This window comes from Legionella sp. D16C41 (genome assembly GCF_048541585.1).
Classification (GTDB): domain Bacteria; phylum Pseudomonadota; class Gammaproteobacteria; order Legionellales; family Legionellaceae; genus Legionella_C.
The window spans coordinates 37,323-59,080 of record NZ_CP183303.1 but is presented as its reverse complement, the minus strand read 5'-3'; the positions used below and the strand labels follow the sequence as shown (position 1 = coordinate 59,080).

The following is a 21,758-nucleotide window of genomic DNA, read 5'->3' as shown; positions in this document are numbered from 1 at the left end:
AAGGCTTTAATTTTCCACAAAGCCTACGTCCTGTGGCTTGTCCACAGGATCCAGCGATTTAACTGAATCACTAGGTCCCACAAACAAGTCGCGGGATGTCAACAGAGGGTTTAAATAGACTGCAAAATTATTTGTACTCGCTCATCGATAGACTTAGCAGGAATAGTAATGCATTGATAACCAAACTTGGCATAAACTTCTTTATGAAGTTGCTCAAATTTTAATGACTCTTCAAAACTTATTTGTCTAGCAGCTGTGTTCATGATAAAGCCTAAGTTTTCCAGGAAGAAAACCTGTTTTTCATAAATAAAATAGTTATGTATTCTTTCTATTTCGTCCATTAAGTTTTGAGATGGTTTAAAGCCAAGATATATAGCAAGCGCATAGGTACAAATTGGTGAGCGATCATAGAAATGTAGTTCGGAATAATCCCCACACATATCAATTTGGCGGTGTCTTTGTAAACTAATAATATCATCAATAAAATTAGAATGCTTCCATGGGGTCATATCACCTTGCACTTGTCTAAAGGCAATGAGATCAGTTGCGGCTTCACTTACAACGCTAGCTCCAGTTAATTCTAAAGCACGAATAAGAGAGGTTTTTCCGCAGCCTGGGGTACCGGTTATGATGTATCGTTTCATAATTTGTATTCCCTAAAAGCAGGGTATACTTCAAGCGGCTTTGTATCTGCCCAGCGTAATGTAAGAGCACTTAACATGTCTTTTGCCATTTTCCTTAAGTAAGGTAAGTGATCATTTTTTGTAGCCACATCAATAAATGCTTGAAGCCTTGTCAAAACACGTGGCCTGACGTTATTTTCTTCTGGTTTCCATAAAGAAACTTTAGGAGTTGGCCCTGATGGACCTATCCTGTCTTTATCTATAACAGAGTTTAGAAGAGGGATAGTTTGTTGTAATAACCAAAATCCGCAAGCTTCAGTATAGGCTTTCATATACGCTAAATCATCTGAGGCCGCGGGGATTGCCCGTTTTAATTGTTCTCTATAGATTACTTCCAAAGGTTCAATAACATCGATAGGTATAGCTTTAGCGCACCAACAAGTAGGCATACTCATGCGCAAATAGGTGCCATCTAATAGGGCATTGCGGACAAACGCCCATTCAAAATCAATGAGCTGTAATTCTTTATCTTTATGGTCGAAAACGTTATCAGGGCAGATATCACCATGAGTTAACACAGTAAATGAGCCTGGTGTAAAAAGTGATCTAATTAAGTCTTTTGCTTCTTGGATAATGTCTGGTGTAGTAGATAACACCAAATTTTTATTTGCAAGCTCAAGCCTTGGCAGCAAATCACTAAAAATAAATTTAAGTTCATCTTGTATGCTTTCTGTTGGCTTATTAATACTACCTAGAATAGTTTCATATTCTGAAACATGGTTATAGCTTGCGGCGTGAAAACTCCCTAAAGCAGTCATAAATCGATTCAATGCAGCAATTGCTTCTGTGCGATTAGGTAGCGTTAATGAGTCAACTAAACTAATATGCTCCAAGCCTAAGTCTTCAAGTAAAATAAATCGATGCTCTTTATTACCACCATAAAAGGTTGGCGCATTATGATGCGATTGTTTTATTCGACTTAAAAATTCAAGGCCAGCCCAATCGCGTGCAAATCGTGCATAAGCATCTTTATCGTCATCATCTGTTGCCTCAGGTAAGGATTGTTTTAAAATAAGACTATCAGGAATATCGACAAAGTTTTTTTCTAAATACAGTCGCAGCACAATGTTTCTTCGTTCTGGCTCACTTAAAAAAGTAATTGATCTTATCTCACAGGCGTTTACGAAACGTTGCTGCAATAAATCTTGGGCTGCCTGTATAACCTTTGTGTCTATTATTTGCTCATCTGATTCTTTCCGATTCATGCATTAGGCTCTTTATGATCTAAATATTCGGGGAGGAAACCACCAGCTTGCATATGCCACATTTTGGCATAATGGCCACTTAACTGAATTAATTCCTCGTGCGTCCCATTTTCAATAATTTCTCCATTATCAAATACCAAGATTCTATCCATTTTAGCGAGTGTTGATAACCGGTGTGCAACTACAATAGTAGTTTTTCTGCTCATTAAATGATGCAAAGCGTCTTGAATATATTTTTCAGTTACAGAATCTAATGCTGAAGTTGCCTCATCTAGAATGAGAATAGGGGCATTTTTTAATATAGCTCGGGCAATAGCAATGCGCTGTCGTTGGCCACCCGATAGCTTTATGCCCCGCTCCCCCACCATCGCTTGGTATCCTTCTTTAAGTTGACTGATAAATTCATGACAATAAGCTTTTTTAGAAGCTTCAATAACGTCCTCATCACTTGCATTAGAACAACCATAACGAATGTTCTCCATTAATGTCCGATGAAATAAAGAAATATCCTGCGGAATCAAAGCAATATTTTCTCGAAGTGATTCTTGAGTGACATCATTAATATTCTGCTGATCAATTATTATGCTACCTGATTCGACTTCAAATAACCTTAAGATAAGGTTTACAAAAGTACTCTTGCCGCTACCAGAAAACCCGACTAGCCCTACTTTTTCACCAGGATGAATAACAATATTTTTATTTTGGAATAATCGTGCGCCATCCGCGTAGTGGAAACTCACATCTTTAAACTGAATCTCACCTCGTTCTACCACTAACGGCTTAGCATCTTTAATATCAACAATACCATGAACCGCATTAATAATAGAAAGCGCTTGCCGGCACTTGCCAACTTGCTCTGAAAAAGTAACAAATTGACTGGAAACAAACCATAGGTTCCATAAAATACTGATTGAGAGAGTAATAATAAAACTAAAATCCCCAACGGTAACCAAATTCTGCCCAAACATTCTTCCAAGCATCCAAAGATTGATGCCTAACAAAGCAATGATACTGATGTCCCACCATATCCGCATATGAATAATTTTGGCTAACATGTTCCTATCTTGTTGTACTGTATGGGCAATTGAATTACCAATGTAGTTATTTTCATAACCATGTTTAGCAAATAAACGGATATTCACAATATTGCTAATGCTATCAACCATTTTCCCTACTAAAGAACTTCTTGCTTCGGCGAATATATGAGAAAGGTTTTGAATTGATTGCAAAAATAAAAAAGTAATGGCAAGAAATACAGCAACCCAGGCAACTAAAATAAATGCAAATAGAGGATGGATTAATAGTAAAGTAACAACCGCAATAATCAATCCCAATAATTGAGCATAAACATCATCAAGTATAGTCAGAATATTAACTATTCCTTCTTGCATATCTACTATCTTATTAATCAAGCTGCCTGCAAAATTATTTTGAAAGTAATGATGGGAGTGTTGATTTAAATAGGCAAACATCTTTGACATGGCGTCTTGTCTAAGCGTTGGAAATAATCTAAGCTTTGCCCAATCTAGTAGACGCATATTCACACATAATATTATCCATAAAAAGATGTATAGTAAAATGTAAGGTTCAATAGCAGTAAAAACAGTCACTTTATCCCCTTGAAACCCTACCGCCTTATCAATAATGATTTTAAGGACATAAGGTTGCAATGTATTCGTAATTGCCCAAAATAAAGCCACAAAAGCAAAAATAAAAAGATAGCTTTTGTGAGGTTTAAGAATATTTAAGATAAATTGGGTTACGGATTGATACTTACTATTGTTCATTCTAGTCCAAGCTAAACGCTTTGCTGGTTGTTTGGATTATACCGTATAAAGAAGTTTTTTGAGGTGTTTAATAGACCTCTTGCATAACCTATTTATTTTACGCGATTGCTGTGTTGCAAGGTTTTCTCCGGTGCTTATTTACGCCATGTAAACTCCGCTCCTCAAAACCCTGGTACCTTGCACTCACGCAAAATAAATAGGTTATGCAAGAGGTCTAATGTTTCAACTTTCTATATTGTGCCTATTGATGATAAAGATGAGAAAAACACTTGACCTTACCGTTACGTCAACCTTTATCGTGTACTTGGTTAATTAGAGAAATATAAAAATGGCCTATACGATAAATCAATTAGCGACCCTTTCGGGTGTCAGTACACGCACACTGCGTTTTTATGATGAAATTGGTTTGCTAGCGCCTGCTTTTTATGGCGAGAATCAGTATCGTTATTATAAAAAAGAGCAGTTGCTCATCCTGCAACAAATTTTATTTTTTCGTGAACTTGGCTTCCCTCTAAATGACATTCAAAGGATTTTAAGCAGTGATGATTTCGATAAAATTGAATCATTAAAAGCCCATAAATCCATGTTACAAGCAGGTCTTGAGCGGACAAAAACGCTTATAGACACTATTGATAAAACCATTTCACATTTAACAGGAAAAATAATCATGCGTGATGCGGAAATGTATAATGGGTTTGATCCACTCAAACAACAAGAGCACGAAAAATATATGCTAGATACAGGGATCCTTTCACAAAAGCAAATAGATGACAGCTGGCAGCGTGTCTCACATTGGAAGAAACATAACTGGGAGCAATTTAAAGAAGCCGGTGAAAAACTTCATGCCTTAATAGTGGACGCGCTCAAGCAAGGCCAGCCGGTAGAATCAGATACTGTTCAAAAACTTATTCAGCAGCATTATGATTGGGTTAAGAATTTTTGGACACCTACCAAAGAAACTTATTTAGGGCTTGGGCAAATGTATCTTGATCATCCCGATTTTCGTTCATTCTACAACCAACTACATCCGGATTTAGTAGAGTATTTGGTGGCAGCCATGAAAGTGTTTGCTGAACGAAAATTATCTTAAACTTATCTCTCTATAAGTATTACTTATAGAGAGCTTTCGGCAAAACTTCTAATTAATTTTTTAAAGCATTCTCTATAGAATTTAGATTTACAACGATTTAGCTTTAGTAATATTTTTCCTAATGCACAAATCGCTTTGCGCAAATTTATTGATTAATAAATGCGTCGCTGATGCAACAATATCTTCTCGCTTTACTGCCTTTTTATCATTATTTGTGTAGTAAACAGCGATAACGATTGGTGCGCATTTTGGCGGCCAAACAACTCCAATATCATTAGTTGTACCATAAGTTGCCCCTGTACCTGTTTTATCTGCCACGACCCAACCTTTAGGAACACCTGCTCTAATACGAGAATCACCTGTTGTATTGGCCTTTAACCAAGATATTAACATCTCTCGTTGAGGTTTAGCCAAAGTATCCGTGAATACTAATTTTTGTAAGCTTTTAGCCATATCTTTAGGAGTAGCGCTGTCTTTAAAATTATTTTTTCCACCAGAAAAGGCTTCTGCTGGCCAATCATTATTTTGTTGAAAAGAATTATTACCTAGAGAATGAGCAAAGATATTCATTTGTTCTAAACCCCCCATGCTTTTTACTAAAAGATTCATGGCAGTATTATCGCTATAACTAATGGAGGCTGCGCATAATTGTTTAACTGTCATACCAGAAGAAAGATATTTTTCAGTAATAGGACTCCAATTGGTTAAATCTTTTTTTGAGTAATGTATTTTCTGTGACAGCAACGTATTATCACTTTTGCTTTTGTTAAGAATAGTTGCAACACCCATTACTTTAGAGGTACAACCCATAGGAAAGCGTTCATTTGCATGATACTGCAGCTGCCTATTATTTGCCGTATTAATAGCATAAATACCTATTCGCCCTCCTGAAGCAGCCTCAAGCTCTGCCAATTCTTTCTGAATTGAGGTTTCTGCAATAGGTTTAGGTGTTACTGCATATGAAAATGGTTTAACAATAGAAAAAGAGCTCAAAATAATTAAAGATAAAAACCATTTAGCTGAAAAAAAACTCATGTCGATCCTCTGTCGTTGTCATAGTTACTATAAAATAAGCTACTAGAGCTCTATTTTTGTTTTATATTGTTTTTCATGATTAATTAACCACTCTTTGACTGCTAAACCACCTCCGTAGCCGCCTAAAGTTCCATCGCTTGCAATAACGCGATGACAGGGGATGATGATTGCTAATTGATTTGCTCCATTAGCATTGGCAACCGCACGATAAGCCTTAGGTTTTCCTAATGAGATTGATTGTTCTCTATAACTTCGTGTTTCTCCATAGGGAATTTGGCAAAGTCCTTCCCAGACTTGTTGTTGAAAAGAGCTGCCAAATACTCGATAGGGCGTTTTAAATACTTTTAATTTGCCTGCAAAATAATCATTGAGTTCTGTTTCTATCGATTCAAGAGGCGGAGAGCGACCAGGAATAAGGGCAAAACCGCGCTGTCGTAACCGTTCTACTTCTCGCTCTAATCCTCGTCGGGTAACAAATTCAAGTAAGTAAAGAAATTCTTCATCGGCTATAGCGATCATGGGGCCTAATGTTGTATCTATCCAAGCAGCTTTTAAGATAACGAGTTGTTTATTAATGAGCTTAGGAACGTTACCTAATATTTTTGCAAATGCATCACGAAAACCACTTCCAGACTCATAGCCTACTTGCAATTGAGCTTCAATTACTGAAGCACCGTGTCGAATTTCTTTCATTGCCTCTCCTATTCTTCTTGCTCGAGCATAGGCTACAAAGGTCATACCAAAGCGCTTCTTAAATTGTCTTCTTGCGGTAGATTCATCAATAGCTAATGCTTTAAAATCACCAGACTTCCAACGTTTTGTTGGTTCTTTTTCTACAGCTTCAACTAAAAGACGAATGGTATCTGAAACTTGATTGGGATGGGATAAAGGGCGACACCGTTTACAAGGACGAAAAGAAGCAAGCAAGGCATCCTGAGCTGTCTTAAAAAACTCACAATGCTCTTTTTTAGGTTTTCTAGCAGGACAAGTAGGACGACAAAATACACCAGTTGTAGTTATACCTACATAAAAAATACTTTCATAGGCAGGATTTTTATCTAATAAAGCTTGATAAAAATTATTAATCTGGTCAGCACTAAACATCAAAAATCTCAATAGTACACTTATTGCTATAGAATAACAGATTGGAAAAAATACGCCGCCGAAAAACAGGCATAGATTTTTAGGATTGCAGTAGTATGGATTATACTGCGCTAAAGTAGCAGCATCGATTACATTTAGTTTCTATTTGATTGGAAACGTAGATAATAGAAGCTCTAGCTAAGAAAATTGAGAAATAAAAAAAGAACTCTTCCACAGTTATATTATTTATACACGAGTCAACGTTCAAAAAGCTGTGGTTTTATTAGGATAATTAATAATGAATTTATTTGTAGTATATATTGGTGGCAGCCATCCTAATTCTTTAATCGAACTTCATGATATCCGCTTTATAGTGGCTAACTCCATAGAAGATACTTACGATACGCTTAAAAAAAGCTGGTGGGGCACACCAAAAAGCTTACATATAGACGCCTGGGGAGTGTTAAGTTATGCAGATGGTTATAGAATCCAAATTTCACAGGAACAAGCAGAAGATAATAGTAATAAATTATTTTTCGTAAACTTAGGGGGTTATGATAAAAAACAATTTACTGAATTACATAAAAATATTTTTATAGTGGCGGCTAATGAATTTGAAGCAAAGCAAAAAGCATTAAGGCAAATTTCTGATTGGGAATTAGCACACCGTGATTATTTATATGAGATAGATAATTTACTTAACCTTAATTTGTTTCTTAAAAATGAAGGTTACTATTTACATTTACATGGACAAGCTGAGCCTAAATCTTTTGAATTTACTTGTTGCTACAACCCAATTGGCAAAATTTAAGTCATTTAACAAAATAGTATATTATTTTCTTACTCTTTATTTTTATCCTAAAAATTATAGATATTTTCCGTACAAAACTTTTCTTAAATCGCATCTTGTGGCCTAATAGCATGCAATATGTACAATACATCCTTTAAATTTAGCATGATTACCTTAAAAGCCTACAATCCTAATTGGAAGATTCAGTTTCAAGAGGAGAAAACTAGTTTATTTAATTTAGGCATAGCTAACATAATAAAAATTGAACACATTGGTAGTACTGCTATTAAAGGAATTCTGGCAAAACCGGTGATTGATATTTTAATAGGGGTAAACAATTTAAATACTTTCACAACTACAGATATACAACAAATTGAATCTTTAGGTTATCGCTATAATGACGCTTTTGAAACTATTTTTCCATTTCGTCGTTATTTCCAAAAAGAAAATTCCGAAGGTATAAGGTCGCATCAAATCCACTTAGTTAATTACCCATCTCAATGGTATGAAAGGCACATCTTATTTCGCAATTATTTACGTCATTACAGCAATATTGCAAAAGAGTATGAAGCGTTAAAAGTAAGGCTAGCAAAACAATTTGATAACACTATAGATTACGCCAATGCAAAAAGTAATTTTTGCCAGGAAATAGATAAAAGAGCATTTATGGATTTTAAGATAAACTCTCCTTTTCTAGAAAGTGAGCGTTTATTAGCCTTTATACCACAATTGGCTTGTTATAATGATTATGCGTTTATGTTAAACGATGCAGAATTTTGTCAAGTTTATGGTGTCTCATATACGTATGAAGATGCTCTATTGCGTTTACAATCAGATATAACGTATTGGAATCAATATGCTTTTGCTCCTTTCATGTGGTATGACAAGAAAACGCATGACTACGTAGGACGCGGTGGGCTTAAACTGTTTAAGCAAAACCCGAGTGATGATTTTGAAGTGGAACTGACCTATCAAATTAAACGCGACTATTGGAATCAAGGTTTTGCAGAAGAGATAGGACGTATTGCCATAAATTATGCTTTTAATGTGCTCAGCTTAAGCAACATTATCTGTTTCACAGCTTATAACAATTATCCTTCTTTAAAGGTCATGAAAAAATTAGGTTTTATTTTTGAAAAGGATTTTGTTCATGCAGGTGTTACGCATAAATTACATCGATTATTAAAACCTTCTTAATGTTTTCGGAGAGACAGATACTAGTTTACTCACCTCATTAGACCTCTTTCCAAATTGGCAGCAGGTTTACATTCACTATTCATTTACTCTCCAAACTCATATTGGACACCAGCATATTCTCAATTATCTTGCAATATTCCATTATGAACACAATGAAATCCTGGGATACGGCCCCTTGGGCCTCCTCCCAGGCTACGCCAGCTTTTTTCGACTGACCTTGTCTCATTACTGCCAATTTGGAAAGAGGTCATTATATGCCAAATAAAATATCGGCCAAATCTTCCAAAGTAGCAATATCTTCTAGTGGAAGAAGATTGGGTAATTTATAAAATACGTCAAATGAACTGTGCTGGGTAAGTCCAACGGCTTGCCGATATAGCGCAAGGCCAAGTGCTTGTTTAGCAAAGTTCTTTTTGACTGGCCAATTAGCACTATTTAAAACGATTTTAAGCAGTTCTTTATCCCAATTAAATGTATCAAGTAATTTACCAAGCTCATAATGCCTGTCAGTCACAGTGGCATCACCCCAATCAATAATTCCGGATAAGTGACCATTTTCAATGAAAATATGAGTAGCAACCATGTCGCTGTTTACAAAACAGCTATCGAAATCATTTAGCTTAGCAATAAAATTATCGACCTGTGCTACTAGATGCAGAGGAAGCACGCTTTTTTCCGCTGCCATTTTAAAATTTAATGTTGACCATTTATTATCATGTTGAAGGCGTTTATCCGTTGGTAATTCATGAATTTTACGCAATTGCTGGCCTATTTCTGCTGCAATATTATTTTTTTCTGCAGCTGTAAAAGTGGTATCTAACCAGGAGCGGCCTGGCACTTTAGAGGAAATAATATAGGGCCAACACAAATCTGTATTTGGAAATAATTCTCCCGTAGCTAAAATGCTGGGAGCTAATATTGACTTGTCTTTTGTAAGATAATCATGTGCCACACATTCACTAGTAAAAGCTCCACGCCAGTAAGGGCGATGACCAAAAAACTTAATTACAATATCGGCAATAAGAAATACAGGATAAGTTGGATTAAAGCCGCATTCTGCTAGCAGGCATTGATTTACATCAAGATTATGTCGCTCTAAAACAGTAATAATATGAGGCCACCAGAAATCTAGATTTGCTCGGTATGAGCAATATTCCTTTTCTGATTTAAAAGTTAGAGTATTAGACATAACTTACTTCGCAACGATTCAACACAAAATTATGGCGAATCTAACATGCTTCACTATAAAGGCAAAGGCGAATTGAGTCAAAATACAGTTACGATGTATCTAAATGACTATCCAGCTCAACTCTGGCAGTTATTTACGAAACATTAAAGGGAGAGAAAGAAGCTATGTTTAAGATAATTTGTATTGATCATATCGTATTACGAACAACAAAATTAAAAGAAATGATTTCATTTTATTGCGATACATTAAATTGTATTATTGATTTGCTCGACGTAAAGAAAAAAGTCAACCAAGAAAATTCTAGTCTTGCCCATTTTTGTTTAAGGATTTCACCGTTTAATTATAAAGATTTACAAAAATACTTTTCAACTAACAATATTGCAATATATCGGCATGGAACTAGATTTGGTGCAACCGGCTATGGCGAATCCTTTTATCTTCAAGATCCAGAAGGAAACACAATAGAGCTAAAAGAAGATAATTGAATTTAAATTCTATTAAATGATTATGATTGTAACTTCCGCTTTCTTAAGGCAAGAGTAAAAAAATAAGTGCCGCCAGCAGGCGTAGCCTGGGAGAAGACCCAAAGGGTCGTATCCCAGGTTTACATTCACTATTTATTTACTCTCCAAACTCACCTTGGACACCATCATATCCCCAATTATCTTGCAACATTCCATTCTGAACATAACGATAAAAATTGGAATAGGGCCACTCTTTTGCTGAGGATACATAGCACAATCGAATTTTTCATCATGAACCTATTTGGTATTGGAAAGATTTATCTGCTCAACACACCAGAATTATAAATATGACTAAATATTGATCACGTATTTCAGTTGAATGTACAATGCTGCTTTTTTATAGAGAGTAAACTCATGGCCAAAGAAAAGTCAGAAGAGGAATTAAGAGATTTAGTACACCGATATGGTAAACAAGTATTCAGTGAAAAAGAACAAATAAGAATATTATATTTCATGCTTGAGGATGCAAAGAATAAGCTTATAAAAGATAGTGAAATCTATAAGTTAATTGCAGAAAATCAATTAAAATTGGAGGGAAAGGAAAACCTAAAAGAAGCCATTAGAATTGTTAATCAATTTATTGTTGCTTTAGAAGCTAGAGACCAGGATGGAGCCACTGTTAATTATCTAAAGAAGCATGGTTTTTATAGAATTTTATATCATAATCCCCAGATAATGGGTGAAGAATTACCACCAAATGATATTTTACACAAACTATTGCGGAATGGTTTTATAGGTATTGCCGCAGCGGCTCCAATTATTCTTCTTTTTGTTGCAACAGTATTTTTTGCTGCCCCTTTTTGGCTTACGGCTATTGCGACCGGATTGTTTGTGGGAGCATCTACTTATTTAAGTGGAATTCTATATGGGGTGGTAAACGACCTTTTTGCAACACACTCTAACTTGCCCTACTTTTTATTAGGTCATCAACCACAGCAAAAGAGTTTATTAAGGACGAATGACAAAGTAGCACAAGGAATTGCCTGGGGTGTAGCTGCCACATTCGGCCCTGTAGTAATTGCCACAATTTTGTTTACACTAGCAGCAACAATTACTGCTTTTTTTGTACCCATGGCAACTTTTTTATTGCCGGCCATGATGATTGCAATGCCTTTGATTGCTGTAGGAGCAGAATTCTACGCACGTAAAAAAGCACGCGAATATATAGAGCAAGGCGAAGAGTTTCGTTGGATGGGCTCTAATGAATATCAGCGAGATGGTCTTGATTACATGTGCCCCAATAAACCAGCACGTGCTGCCTGGTATGCTAACTCCGATAGGAATATGTTTGGATTTACAAAAGTACCTTTAATAGGCCTTTCTGCATTGGTAGGCCTAATTGTATTAAGTGCTGTTAGCATGTTTTTACCCCCATTACTCTTTGCTTCTCCCATTATAGCAATAGCAATCCCTGCGGCTTTTGCCGCCGTTGCTTGTGTTACTCTGATTGCTGCAGGCATGTATATGTATGTAAATCGTAATAAACAAGTTGATGATCGTTATCGTTTAGAGTTTAATCGTGCTGAGGTTGAGCCTAATTTATACTTTGATGAAGACATGACTTATGTTCAAGAACTAGTAAAAGCGCATACCAAGCAGCAACCAGGTTTTGATTTTGAGTGCTCGGTCAACAACTTAGGCACTAATGAAGCTTATTTTGATAGAAAACCAACTCGTAAAACCTCAATGACTCCATCAGAAGAGCCACGCCAGGGAAATGAGTTAGTTTCGCCCTCTAATATTTAATTAATTAATAAGAGCAGGCGTAGCCTGGGAGAAGGCCCAAAGGGTCGTATCCCAGGTTTACATTCTATTTACTCTCCAAGCTCACTTGGGACACCATCATATCCCCAATTATCTTGCACCATTCCATTCTGAACATAACGATGAAAACTGGAATAGGGCCGTTTTCTCAAGGCAAGAGTAAAAAATAAGTGCCGCCAGGCGTAAAATCTCTGCGAAAATAAACCATAATTGTTTATGAAGTTGGATTTCCTATGAATAGAATTTTATAGGCGTTTATTGAGCTATGGAAGTAAAATGAAAACCTGGGATACGGCCCGGGCCTACTCCCAGGCTACTTGCTGATTTTAAATCTGAGGAAACAAGGCTCTAAAAAAATCACATGACGCTCTGTATATGCCTGGACAATTAGATTCCCTAGGTCCGCCAATATTAAGTATTTTAATATTATTCTGCTTTATCCATGCTTTCACATCATCTACTGAAAATCGTTGATCAGCTAATTTAATAATTAAATAAGGCTTACTTTGTTCTTCAAACTCTTTAATGGTTAAACGAGTACCATCTTTTATTTTTTCAGGCAAGGGCCAACTAGGCACAATAATAAGCGTACCATCAGAATCTTGAACATTTAATCTGGTTCTTTCATCGGGGTTATTTGTTTTAGTTTCTTTTAAGTTAGGATATTTCTCTAGTAGGTAAATTCCATTTTCATCTAAGCCACCTTTTGGACACCATCCACCAATAGCAATACCTAGCTCTAAAGATACGTTGAGAGCCGCTTGATCTACACCAGTCTGGCCACCCGAAACAATTTTTTCTATCATTTAGAAGTCCTAATTATTTTAAGCAGGCGTAGCCTGGGAGGAGGCCCAAAGGGTCGTATCCCAGGTTTACCTTCACTATTTATTTACTCTCCAAACTCACCTTGGGACACCATCATATCCCCAATTATCTTGCAACATTCCATTCTGAACATAACGATGAAAACTGGAATAGGGCCACTCTTTTGCTGAGGATACATATCCAACAGGCGTAGCCTGGGAGTAGGCCCAAAGGGTCGTATCCCAGGTTTACCTTCACTATTTATTTACTCTCCAAACTCACTTTGGGCACCATCATATCCCCAATTATCTTGCAACATTCCATTCTGAACATAACGATGAAAACTGGAATAGGGCCACTCTTTTGCTGAAGATACATAGCCATGTTTAACAGGGTTAAAGTGAATATAATCGATATGTGCTTGAAAGTCTGATTCATCACGTATTCGATGCTCCCAGAACCGACGTTGCCATAGATGGTACTCGCCTCGTTGATCTTTTGTTATTTTTACACCTTTCTTGATTAAACTTTTTGTAAAATAAAATTTGATCTGATGCCAGCGTAATGAGTAATTAAAATCATCGTCTGGCAGCTTCCATACTGCATGCAAATGATCAGGCAATACGACTATAGCCTCCGTACTAAAAGGATATTTTTGTTTTATTTTTCGAAATGCCTCACCCAATAGGTCAATATGTCTAGTTAATAATTGTAATTTCCGTTTTCTCAAGGCAAGAGTAAAAAAATAAGTGCCGCCAGGCGTAAAGTCTCTGCGAAAATAAACCATAATTGTTTGTGAAGTTGGATTTCCTGTGATTAGAATTTTATAGGCGTTTATTAAGCTATGGAAGTAAAATGAAAACCTGGGATACGGCCCTTTGGGCCTACTCCCAGGCTACGCCGGCTAATACTGCTTCTAACCTAGAATCCAGAGCTAACTTAGGTTATATTTGCGTTGCGTAATACTTGAATAATTTCTGATTTATTTAGAATTTTATTTAAAATTTGCTGAAGTTTGTTTTTTATTTCAGCCATGTATCCTTCAGCTGTTCTTGGCGATATATTCATTTTTTGAGCTATTTGCTTTGATGTATAGCCTCTGACTAAAAAGCGCGCGAATTCTGCTTGCTTATTTGTTAAATATAAATGATCTGAAATATTTAATAGAAAATATTGATTTACCATCGTTTGCTTTAAAAATTGTTCTCTTACATCTTCAGACAATGACCCACTATTAATACGTTTAGGATTAATGGATTGCTGCTTAGGAAGGTATATACGATGTTTTCCAGCTTCTCTTATAAGTTGTTGGCCTTTATCATTAAAGTAATAAATAAATCTTTGCAGTAAATCTAAATTTCCTCGGTAAAAATTATTAATTTCATAATGCTCTTGATTAGCAGCAAAAATATGCAAATAAGTAACATCCTCCCTTTTTGTGATAAAGCTTATACCATGATCTATATTAAAAAAATCTCTCCCCTGAAGATAAATAGGATCATTATCATCTAATTCTGACCACAAAAAGTATCCCCTAGGAAGCAAATGCTCAATATCTACAGCAGCAATAGAATTAAATAACGCGCACTTATAAAAATGCTTTATCCAGTCTGGATTATTGGTTAGTAGCTCTCTTGAACAATCGTTGTTATAAATTTTTATATAATTAAAATAAGATAATCCAATAGATTCAAGTAAAGGGTTAACTAATTCTTTTACATGAGCACTACTGGTTAAAGCATAATGCTTTTCTAGATTGATTCCTTCCATTTAACTAAAACTCAACTTAACATGGGAATATGGCTTATTATTTTTTGAACATCATTGGTTTGAATTAAAGCTTTTAACAAGGCTTGTACGTTCTTGTTTACTTCTGGGGCAAAATGTCCGTGAGCAAGAAAGCCGCTGTCCCTGCAATTATCTATAAATTGAAACAAGGTATCAAAAAAACCATTAACATTAATAAAGCCTATTTTTTTATTTAGTTCGCCTATTTTTATAGCATTACATGTTTCAATTGCTTCTTCCAGAGTACCAAGGCCACCAGGAACTACGACAAAGCAGTCTGCAAGTTGTTGCATTAATTGTTTTCTTTCTTGCATAGAGTCAACTATATAAAGTTTATCAAGAATAGCAAGTGGCTTTTCTTTATCAATAAGATAGTTTGTAATAACGCCAATGGCTTTGCCACCTAGCTCTTTCACAGTGGTTGCTAAGAGGCCCATTAACCCAAGACTTGAGCCACCATAAACTAAAGTGAGATCTAACTCCACTATTTCGTGAGCGAGATCAATGACAGCCTGTTTAAAAGAGTTATTATTGCCATAGTTTGCACCAAGGTACACACAAATCGTTTTCATAAGTAATGTGATTGCTAGTTAATTAAGGTGAGCTATTTTACTTCTTTATCTATTTTAGGGAACACGTATAAATTACGTGTATCAATTAATTTTAATTTATACATAATTACCCACTTTGTGCTTATCTAATAGGAATAGAAAAGGAGTAAATATGGGTTGTACTGTAACATTTAAGAATTCCTTAGAAGAACAGGAGTTTAATTGTGATGTTTATAAGCAGAAAATTTTAATTGAAATATTACTTAAATATGGTAACTATAGTATTAAAGAGATAGCTACAGCATTAGATATCGCTGCTCACAAATTGCAAGATATTCTAGATGGGAATTCTTTTCTGGTTGGAAATGACGCTGACGACTTAGCGCAATTATTTCTACTCTTTTTTGGTCGTTCATTATATAACCAATTTTTTTTGACTCGAACTTTCCATTAATTAATGAAAACAACAGGCGTAGCCTGGGAGAAGGCCCAAAGGGTCGTATCCCAGGTTTACATTCACTATTTATTTATTCTCCAAACTCACTTTGGGCACCATCATATCCCCAATTATCTTGCAACATTCCATTCTGAACATAACGATGAAAACTGGAATAGGGCCACTCTTTTGCTGAAGATACATAGCCATGTTTAACAGGGTTAAAGTGAATATAATCGATATGTGCTTGAAAGTCTGATTTATCACGTATTCGATGCTCCCAGAGCCGACGTTGCCATAGATGGTACTCGCCTCGTTGATCTTTTGTTATTTTTACACCTTTCTTGATTAAACTTTTTGTAAAATAAGATTTGATCTGATGCCAGCGTAATGAGTAATTAAAATCATCGTCTGGCAGTTTCCATACTACATGTAAATGATCAGGCAATATGACTATAGCTTCGGTACTAAAAGGATATTTTTGTTTTATTTTTCGAAATGCCTCACCCAATAAGTCAATATGTCTAGTTAATAATTGTAATTTCCGTTTTCTTAAGGCAAGAGTAAAAAAATAAGTGCCGCCAGGCGTAAAATCTCTGCGAAAATAAACCATAATTGTTTATGAAGTTAGATTTCCTGTGATTAGAATTTTATAGGCGTTTATTGAGCTATGGAAGTAAAATGAAAACCTGGGATACGGCCCTTTGGGCCTCCTCCCAGGCTACGCCGGCTTCCCAGAAGAATAATTAAAATAAAACTTTTTTTGAGCGTCAAACTTCGACACGTAAAATTTAAATTTTGAAGGGATTTTAATAAAAGCCATATGGGATATGGCTCCCCGGGACGGGCTCGAACCGCCGACCTAATGATTAACAGTCATCCGCTCTACCGACTGAGCTACCGGGGAATGAGGCGGAATCTTAAATCGATTCCGCTTGCGGGTCAATAGTATTATTAAGTATTTTGAATTTTTTTTATTTTTGGCAGAAATGTTGCAAACGATCCATGGCTTTTTGTAGGCATTCAAAACTAGTTGCAAACGATAAACGAATACAACCTTCATTGCCAAATGCAGAGCCTGGCACTAAGGCCACGCCTTCCTCTTGCAATAATTTTTCCGCAAATTCAATATCATTAGCGAAACCACGTTTAGTGATAATGGCTTGTACGCTTGGAAAAATATAAAAGGTGCCATCAGCAGGAATAACTTCAATCCCGTTCATATTACCGAGACGATCAACTAAATAATCATGGCGTTGCTTAAATACTTTAACCATTTCTTCTACGCACTCTTGGCCACCATTTAACGCGGCAACAGCTGCGCGTTGCGCAATAGAGCAAGGATTAGAAGTGGCTTGCGATTGAATTGTTTTCATCGCATTAATCAATGGTGCGGGGCCTGCAGCATAACCAATACGCCAACCGGTCATAGCATAGGCCTTAGAAACACCATTAAGAACAATAGTACGCTCATAAAGCTCGGGACACGCATTTAAAATATTGGCAAACGGGTGTGCCCACATAATATGTTCATACATATCGTCTGTCGCAATAAGGACATGCGGATGCTTTTTTAACACTTCAGCAAGTGCGGTTAATTCAGCTATACTATAAGCTACGCCAGAGGGATTAGAGGGGCTATTTATAAAAAACAACTTTGTTTTAGGGGTAATAGCTTGCTCGAGCTGCTCAGGTGTAATTTTGTAGCGGTTTGCTGGAGTCGACGGTATAATAACAGGCGTGCCACCAGCTAATAAAACGATATCTGGATAAGAAACCCAATAAGGGGCCGGAATAATAACTTCATCGCCGTCATTAATAAAAGCTTGACACAAATTATAGATGCTTTGCTTACCGCCTACCGAAACAAGGATCTGATTTAGTTGATAATCAAAGTCATTATCTCGTTTAAATTTATCACGGATAGCTTGTTTTAATTCAGGAATACCGTCAACTGCCGTGTATTTCGTGTAACCAGCTGCAATTGCAGCAACAGCAGCGTCTTTGATATGTTTTGGTGTATCAAAGTCAGGCTCGCCTGTTCCTAAATTAACAATATCAAGCCCTTGGGCTTGCATTTGGGTGGCTTTTGCTGCTACTGCTAAAGTAGGGGATGGTTTTACAAGCTGTACGCGGTTAGCTAGGGCAATGTACATATTAAAGCTCCTGTTTTAACAAATTAGGTTAGCGTTACAATGAAAAATGTATTTAAAATTTATTCAAATTATAAACCAGCAGGTGATCAGCCTACAGCTATTGCTTCATTACTTGATGGTCTCCAATCAGGCCTGGCCCGCCAAATTCTCTTAGGTGTCACAGGTTCTGGTAAAACGTTTACTATTGCTCATGTCATTCAAGCAATGAAACGACCTACTTTAATTATGGCTCCTAATAAAACCTTAGCGGCCCAACTTTATGGGGAGTTTAAAGCCTTTTTTCCTGACAATGCCGTGGAATATTTTGTTTCTTATTATGATTATTACCAGCCTGAGGCTTATGTACCTTCCTCGGATATGTTTATTGAAAAAGATGCCTCCATTAATGAACATATTGAACAAATGCGCTTATCAGCTACTAAAGCGTTAATTGAACGTAAAGATGCAATCATCGTTGCAACTGTTTCCGCAATTTATGGCTTAGGTGATCCTGATTCTTATCTGCGTATGTTATTACATCTATCACGTGGAGAACAATGCGATCAGCGTAAAATTTTACAACGACTTGCCGAAATGCAGTACACTCGTAATTTAAATTTCTTAGAGCGAGGGCAATTTCGTGTTCATGGTGATGTTATTGATGTTTTTCCCGCAGATGCTGAAAAAGAAGCTATCCGTATCGAGTTATTTGATGATTATGTAGAAAATTTAGCAACTTTTGATCCCCTAACAGGGGAAGTCATTCAACGCTTACCAAGAGTAACTATATTTCCTAAAACCCATTATGTCACGCCTCGAGATAAATTATTACAAACTGTTGACTTGGTGAAAGAAGAATTACGCGACCGGATTAATTACTTTACAACTGAAAATAAATTATTAGAAGCACAGCGTCTGCAACAACGTACATGCTTTGATGTTGAAATGATGTTAGAACTTGGCTACTGCTCAGGCATTGAAAATTATTCACGTTATTTATCAGGACGACAACAAGGTGAGCCACCACCTACCCTTTTTGATTATTTGCCCGCTGATGCACTATTAATTATTGATGAATCTCATGTAACCGTACCGCAAATTGGCGGCATGTACCGCGGTGATCGCTCTCGGAAAGAAACGCTAGTTGACTATGGTTTTCGCCTTCCTTCGGCCCTAGATAACCGACCCTTGCAGTTTGAAGAATTTGAGGCACGCTCACCCCAAACCATTTATGTTTCGGCAACTCCCGGCCCTTATGAAATGCAACACGCTGATAATGTAGCAGAACAAGTAGTAAGGCCAACTGGCTTAATTGATCCAGACGTCATCATACGGCCTGTGAAAAATCAGGTTGATGATTTATTGTCTGAAATACGACTTGTAGTTAAACAGGGCTATCGGGTTTTAGTGACTACCTTAACTAAACGTATGGCAGAAGATTTAACCGATTATTTAAGTGAGCATGGTATTAGAGTTCGATATCTGCATGCTGATATCGATACTGTAGAGCGAGTAGAAATCATTCGCGATTTACGCTTAGGTGAATTTGACGTTTTAGTTGGCATTAACTTACTTCGTGAAGGTTTAGATATGCCAGAAGTTGCATTAGTTGCCATTTTAGATGCTGATAAAGAAGGCTTTTTGCGTTCTGATCGCTCGTTAATTCAGACTATTGGCCGCGCAGCACGTAATATTAAGGGGCGGGCTATCTTATATGCTGATAAAATTACAGGTTCAATTCAACGTGCTTTAGATGAAACAAAGCGCCGCCGTGATAAGCAAGTTGCTTTTAATAAAGAGCATGGAATCACACCACAAGGAATTAAGAAGGCCGTACAAGACATTATGGAAGGAGCCTATAGCGGCGGTAAACGTAAAAATCAAGTGGCTGAGCGACAAGCAAATTATAAAGCCTTAACACCTGAGCAATTAGCTAAACAAATTAAGCAACTTGAGAAACAAATGCATACCCATGCAAAAAATATGGAATTTGAGCTAGCGGCGAAAGTGCGTGATGAGCTTTTAGCATATAAGGATCAACTAAAGGACTTTGGTATTTAGGTAGCCGACAGCATGAGATTTGAACCCTTTGGTTCAGGTGGGTAGCGGATGAGTTAGTTCAGGCTTCCCACTTCAGGGTGGGCTTGCACAACGCTAACTACAGGATGCTTCCCTATCTATGTGCATTGGTTCAGAAATCTAGTTACTGTCGGTTAAGTGGAGTATAGCACGACTTAACTCTATGGCGATTAACTTTACAGTTAAGAAAGTGAAAAGAATATCTAGATAGAAGTCTAAGGTGCCAACTTACTTAGTATGTGCACTGTGCCTAGGTAGTAATAGATCCTCGCCTGCGCTGGAATGACAGAATAAAAAATCTATCTTAATGGTTGTAAATTGTAAGAGTCGGTCATTTCCAAAAGCCTGGTCATTTTTAAAAACCTTGTCATTTTCAAAAACCCTGTCATTTCCGCGTAGGCGGAAATCTATCTTTATACTTTCTACTGTGCCTAGATAACAATAGATTCTCGCCTGAGTAAGGAGACAGGGCTATTCTGAATTTCATATCATTAAGTGAGTGCGCTTACTAACTTTTACTGCAAAAACTAATTGATAACACTCCCTAATCCGTTTTTAGTGACTCTGCCAAGGGGCTACCATTAACTACTTGATTAATTTTATTTTCTAATGAGTTAATAAATTGTGTGACCTGATGTCTTTGCTGTTCTTGCTGCTTCTGGCAAGAAATCAACTCATGACTTACATGCAATGATGCCAAAACTAAATTCTGGAAATCATCTAATTGCTTGAATTTTTTTTTATTTTGTAACAAATGTTCATTTAATTTAGCAGCGGCCTGTTCTAAATTAGCAACTTCATGTTCAGGGCATTTAATATCATAACTTTTATTTAATAATTTTATTTTACAAGTTTTCGACGTTGTCATAAGTTTTTGCCTTAAGCTGTTTGCCACAAATACTTTGGCAAAGTAGTGTAAATTAGATAATTAATTCTACTTATAATGTAAGTGCTATTCTTTAAATAGTAACAATTTTGGTTTGTTCCGACAATTAAGCTATTATTAGTTATTTATTCTATGAGTATCAACATGTCCGCTGAGAATAACCTTGTACGTTTACCTAATTATCAGGAATTTGTTAATAAAGTAGCTGCTCTTTCATTGCCAATATCTAGTAGTGAATTACATGGTATTATTTGCGGCTATCTATGTGCAGGTGCTGCAGAGAAAGCTGAAAGTTACTTACAAACCTTAATATTGCAAAGTAATAAAGATGAATCTACACGCACAGCTGCTATGATAATCTTTGATGCCTACACCACTACCCAGCTACAAATTAACGAGCGCGATTTTGGTTTTCAATTACTTCTACCTGATGAAGAAACCTCTTTAGTAGATAGAGCCCAAGCTTTCAGTCAATGGTGTGAAGGTTTTACACAAGGAATTACCTTAGCTGGTATTAATTATGAATTCCTTGCCGAAGAAGAGTCACGTGAAGCGTTACAACATATCGTTGAATTTGCTGAACTTGATTATGATAACCTTGATGTTAGTGAAGAAGATGAAAAAGCGTTAATGGAAATAAGTGAATATACACGTATGGCTGTCTTGCGCTTAAGTGAAGATTTTCATACTCTGCATACTACCGATGAGCGTGCTAAACACTAATAAGGAATT

The 21,758-nt window shown here is 36.5% G+C and carries 21 protein-coding genes, 1 tRNA gene and 1 other RNA gene; 8 read left to right on the top strand and 15 right to left on the bottom strand.

The window, feature by feature from the left end; translation table 11 throughout:
* Nucleotides 1-110 precede the first annotated feature (110 nt).
* Genes ACNVED_RS00245 through ACNVED_RS00235 form a run of 3 tightly spaced genes read right to left on the bottom strand, consistent with a single transcriptional unit; the run spans nucleotide 111 to nucleotide 3,675 of the window.
* Nucleotides 111-644: an AAA family ATPase gene (locus ACNVED_RS00245; RefSeq protein WP_419419771.1), complete on the bottom strand. Its 534-nt coding sequence runs from the start codon at nucleotides 642-644 to the stop codon at nucleotides 111-113.
* Nucleotides 641-1,888: a phosphotransferase gene (locus ACNVED_RS00240; RefSeq protein ID WP_419419770.1), complete on the bottom strand. Its 1,248-nt coding sequence runs from the start codon at nucleotides 1,886-1,888 to the stop codon at nucleotides 641-643. Before ACNVED_RS00240 ends, ACNVED_RS00245 begins: the two co-directional genes overlap by 4 nt.
* A complete protein-coding gene (locus ACNVED_RS00235) occupies nucleotides 1,885-3,675 on the bottom strand; it encodes an ABC transporter ATP-binding protein (RefSeq protein ID WP_419419769.1) in 1,791 nt (596 codons plus the stop codon). Before ACNVED_RS00235 ends, ACNVED_RS00240 begins: the two co-directional genes overlap by 4 nt.
* 328 nt (nucleotides 3,676-4,003) lie before the next feature.
* Between ACNVED_RS00235 and ACNVED_RS00230 the strand changes: the two genes are divergently transcribed.
* Nucleotides 4,004-4,765: a MerR family transcriptional regulator gene (locus tag ACNVED_RS00230; RefSeq protein ID WP_419419768.1), complete on the top strand. Its 762-nt coding sequence runs from the start codon at nucleotides 4,004-4,006 to the stop codon at nucleotides 4,763-4,765.
* Between the two features lie 87 nt (nucleotides 4,766-4,852).
* On the opposite strand, the gene bla is transcribed toward ACNVED_RS00230, so the two are convergent.
* Nucleotides 4,853-5,800: a class A beta-lactamase gene (gene bla / locus ACNVED_RS00225; protein ID WP_419419767.1), complete on the bottom strand. Its 948-nt coding sequence runs from the start codon at nucleotides 5,798-5,800 to the stop codon at nucleotides 4,853-4,855.
* 42 nt (nucleotides 5,801-5,842) lie between these two features.
* The gene (locus ACNVED_RS00220; RefSeq protein WP_419419766.1) at nucleotides 5,843-6,904 is read right to left on the bottom strand and encodes a bifunctional transcriptional activator/DNA repair enzyme AdaA; all 1,062 of its coding nucleotides are present in this window, start codon (nucleotides 6,902-6,904) and stop codon (nucleotides 5,843-5,845) included.
* Between the two features lie 277 nt (nucleotides 6,905-7,181).
* Between ACNVED_RS00220 and ACNVED_RS00215 the strand changes: the two genes are divergently transcribed.
* Both ACNVED_RS00215 and ACNVED_RS00210 read left to right on the top strand, forming a co-directional pair.
* Entirely contained in the window at nucleotides 7,182-7,694 is a 513-nt protein-coding gene (locus tag ACNVED_RS00215; RefSeq protein WP_419419765.1) for a DUF1543 domain-containing protein, read from the top strand.
* Between the two features lie 117 nt (nucleotides 7,695-7,811).
* Nucleotides 7,812-8,870 (top strand): GNAT family N-acetyltransferase, encoded by a 1,059-nt coding sequence (locus ACNVED_RS00210; protein WP_419419764.1) that lies wholly within the window; start codon nucleotides 7,812-7,814, stop codon nucleotides 8,868-8,870.
* A gap of 250 nt (nucleotides 8,871-9,120) precedes the next feature.
* Here ACNVED_RS00210 and ACNVED_RS00205 read toward each other — a convergent pair whose 3' ends face one another.
* Nucleotides 9,121-10,059, bottom strand: coding sequence for a phosphotransferase (locus ACNVED_RS00205; protein ID WP_419419763.1), 939 nt, complete (start codon nucleotides 10,057-10,059; stop codon nucleotides 9,121-9,123).
* A gap of 164 nt (nucleotides 10,060-10,223) precedes the next feature.
* Here ACNVED_RS00205 and ACNVED_RS00200 point away from each other — a divergent pair, with 164 nt between their 5' ends.
* Both ACNVED_RS00200 and ACNVED_RS00195 read left to right on the top strand, forming a co-directional pair.
* A complete protein-coding gene (locus tag ACNVED_RS00200) occupies nucleotides 10,224-10,544 on the top strand; it encodes a hypothetical protein (RefSeq protein WP_419419762.1) in 321 nt (106 codons plus the stop codon).
* Between the two features lie 393 nt (nucleotides 10,545-10,937).
* Nucleotides 10,938-12,329 carry a hypothetical protein gene (locus ACNVED_RS00195; protein ID WP_419419761.1) on the top strand — a complete coding sequence of 464 codons (1,392 nt, stop codon included), beginning with the start codon at nucleotides 10,938-10,940 and terminating at the stop codon, nucleotides 12,327-12,329.
* A gap of 344 nt (nucleotides 12,330-12,673) precedes the next feature.
* Here ACNVED_RS00195 and ACNVED_RS00190 read toward each other — a convergent pair whose 3' ends face one another.
* The 4 genes from ACNVED_RS00190 to ACNVED_RS00175 all read right to left on the bottom strand — a co-directional run bounded on the left by ACNVED_RS00190 (nucleotide 12,674) and on the right by ACNVED_RS00175 (nucleotide 15,511).
* Nucleotides 12,674-13,153 carry a putative molybdenum carrier protein gene (locus ACNVED_RS00190; RefSeq protein WP_419419760.1) on the bottom strand — a complete coding sequence of 160 codons (480 nt, stop codon included), beginning with the start codon at nucleotides 13,151-13,153 and terminating at the stop codon, nucleotides 12,674-12,676.
* 263 nt (nucleotides 13,154-13,416) lie between these two features.
* Nucleotides 13,417-13,938, bottom strand: coding sequence for an REP-associated tyrosine transposase (locus tag ACNVED_RS00185; RefSeq protein WP_419419759.1), 522 nt, complete (start codon nucleotides 13,936-13,938; stop codon nucleotides 13,417-13,419).
* 152 nt (nucleotides 13,939-14,090) lie between these two features.
* A complete protein-coding gene (locus ACNVED_RS00180) occupies nucleotides 14,091-14,921 on the bottom strand; it encodes a helix-turn-helix transcriptional regulator (protein WP_419419758.1) in 831 nt (276 codons plus the stop codon).
* 11 nt (nucleotides 14,922-14,932) lie between these two features.
* The gene (locus ACNVED_RS00175; RefSeq protein WP_419419757.1) at nucleotides 14,933-15,511 is read right to left on the bottom strand and encodes a TIGR00730 family Rossman fold protein; all 579 of its coding nucleotides are present in this window, start codon (nucleotides 15,509-15,511) and stop codon (nucleotides 14,933-14,935) included.
* A 151-nt stretch (nucleotides 15,512-15,662) separates the two neighbouring features.
* Between ACNVED_RS00175 and ACNVED_RS00170 the strand changes: the two genes are divergently transcribed.
* Complete coding sequence (locus tag ACNVED_RS00170; protein ID WP_419419756.1) at nucleotides 15,663-15,944, top strand: hypothetical protein; 282 nt, start codon at nucleotides 15,663-15,665, stop codon at nucleotides 15,942-15,944.
* Between the two features lie 73 nt (nucleotides 15,945-16,017).
* On the opposite strand, the gene ACNVED_RS00165 is transcribed toward ACNVED_RS00170, so the two are convergent.
* The 3 genes from ACNVED_RS00165 to ACNVED_RS00155 all read right to left on the bottom strand — a co-directional run bounded on the left by ACNVED_RS00165 (nucleotide 16,018) and on the right by ACNVED_RS00155 (nucleotide 18,082).
* Nucleotides 16,018-16,539 carry an REP-associated tyrosine transposase gene (locus ACNVED_RS00165; RefSeq protein WP_419419755.1) on the bottom strand — a complete coding sequence of 174 codons (522 nt, stop codon included), beginning with the start codon at nucleotides 16,537-16,539 and terminating at the stop codon, nucleotides 16,018-16,020.
* 218 nt (nucleotides 16,540-16,757) lie between these two features.
* Nucleotides 16,758-16,833, bottom strand: a tRNA-Asn gene (locus ACNVED_RS00160).
* A 67-nt stretch (nucleotides 16,834-16,900) separates the two neighbouring features.
* Nucleotides 16,901-18,082: a pyridoxal phosphate-dependent aminotransferase gene (locus tag ACNVED_RS00155; RefSeq protein WP_419419754.1), complete on the bottom strand. Its 1,182-nt coding sequence runs from the start codon at nucleotides 18,080-18,082 to the stop codon at nucleotides 16,901-16,903.
* Nucleotides 18,083-18,121: 39 nt separating this feature from the next.
* Here ACNVED_RS00155 and uvrB point away from each other — a divergent pair, with 39 nt between their 5' ends.
* On the top strand, nucleotides 18,122-20,122 hold the full coding sequence (gene uvrB, locus ACNVED_RS00150) for an excinuclease ABC subunit UvrB (RefSeq protein ID WP_419419753.1): 2,001 nt from the start codon (nucleotides 18,122-18,124) through the stop codon (nucleotides 20,120-20,122).
* Here uvrB and ssrS read toward each other — a convergent pair.
* Together ssrS and ACNVED_RS00140 are read right to left on the bottom strand one after the other, a co-directional pair.
* Nucleotides 20,121-20,279: non-coding RNA, 6S RNA (gene ssrS, locus ACNVED_RS00145), on the bottom strand. The two genes, uvrB and ssrS, sit on opposite strands and share 2 nt — an antisense overlap.
* Before the next feature lie 405 nt (nucleotides 20,280-20,684).
* Nucleotides 20,685-21,008 (bottom strand): cell division protein ZapA, encoded by a 324-nt coding sequence (locus tag ACNVED_RS00140; RefSeq protein WP_419419752.1) that lies wholly within the window; start codon nucleotides 21,006-21,008, stop codon nucleotides 20,685-20,687.
* A gap of 162 nt (nucleotides 21,009-21,170) precedes the next feature.
* Here ACNVED_RS00140 and ACNVED_RS00135 point away from each other — a divergent pair, with 162 nt between their 5' ends.
* The gene (locus ACNVED_RS00135) at nucleotides 21,171-21,749 is read left to right on the top strand and encodes a UPF0149 family protein (RefSeq protein ID WP_419419751.1); all 579 of its coding nucleotides are present in this window, start codon (nucleotides 21,171-21,173) and stop codon (nucleotides 21,747-21,749) included.
* Nucleotides 21,750-21,758 lie beyond the last annotated feature (9 nt).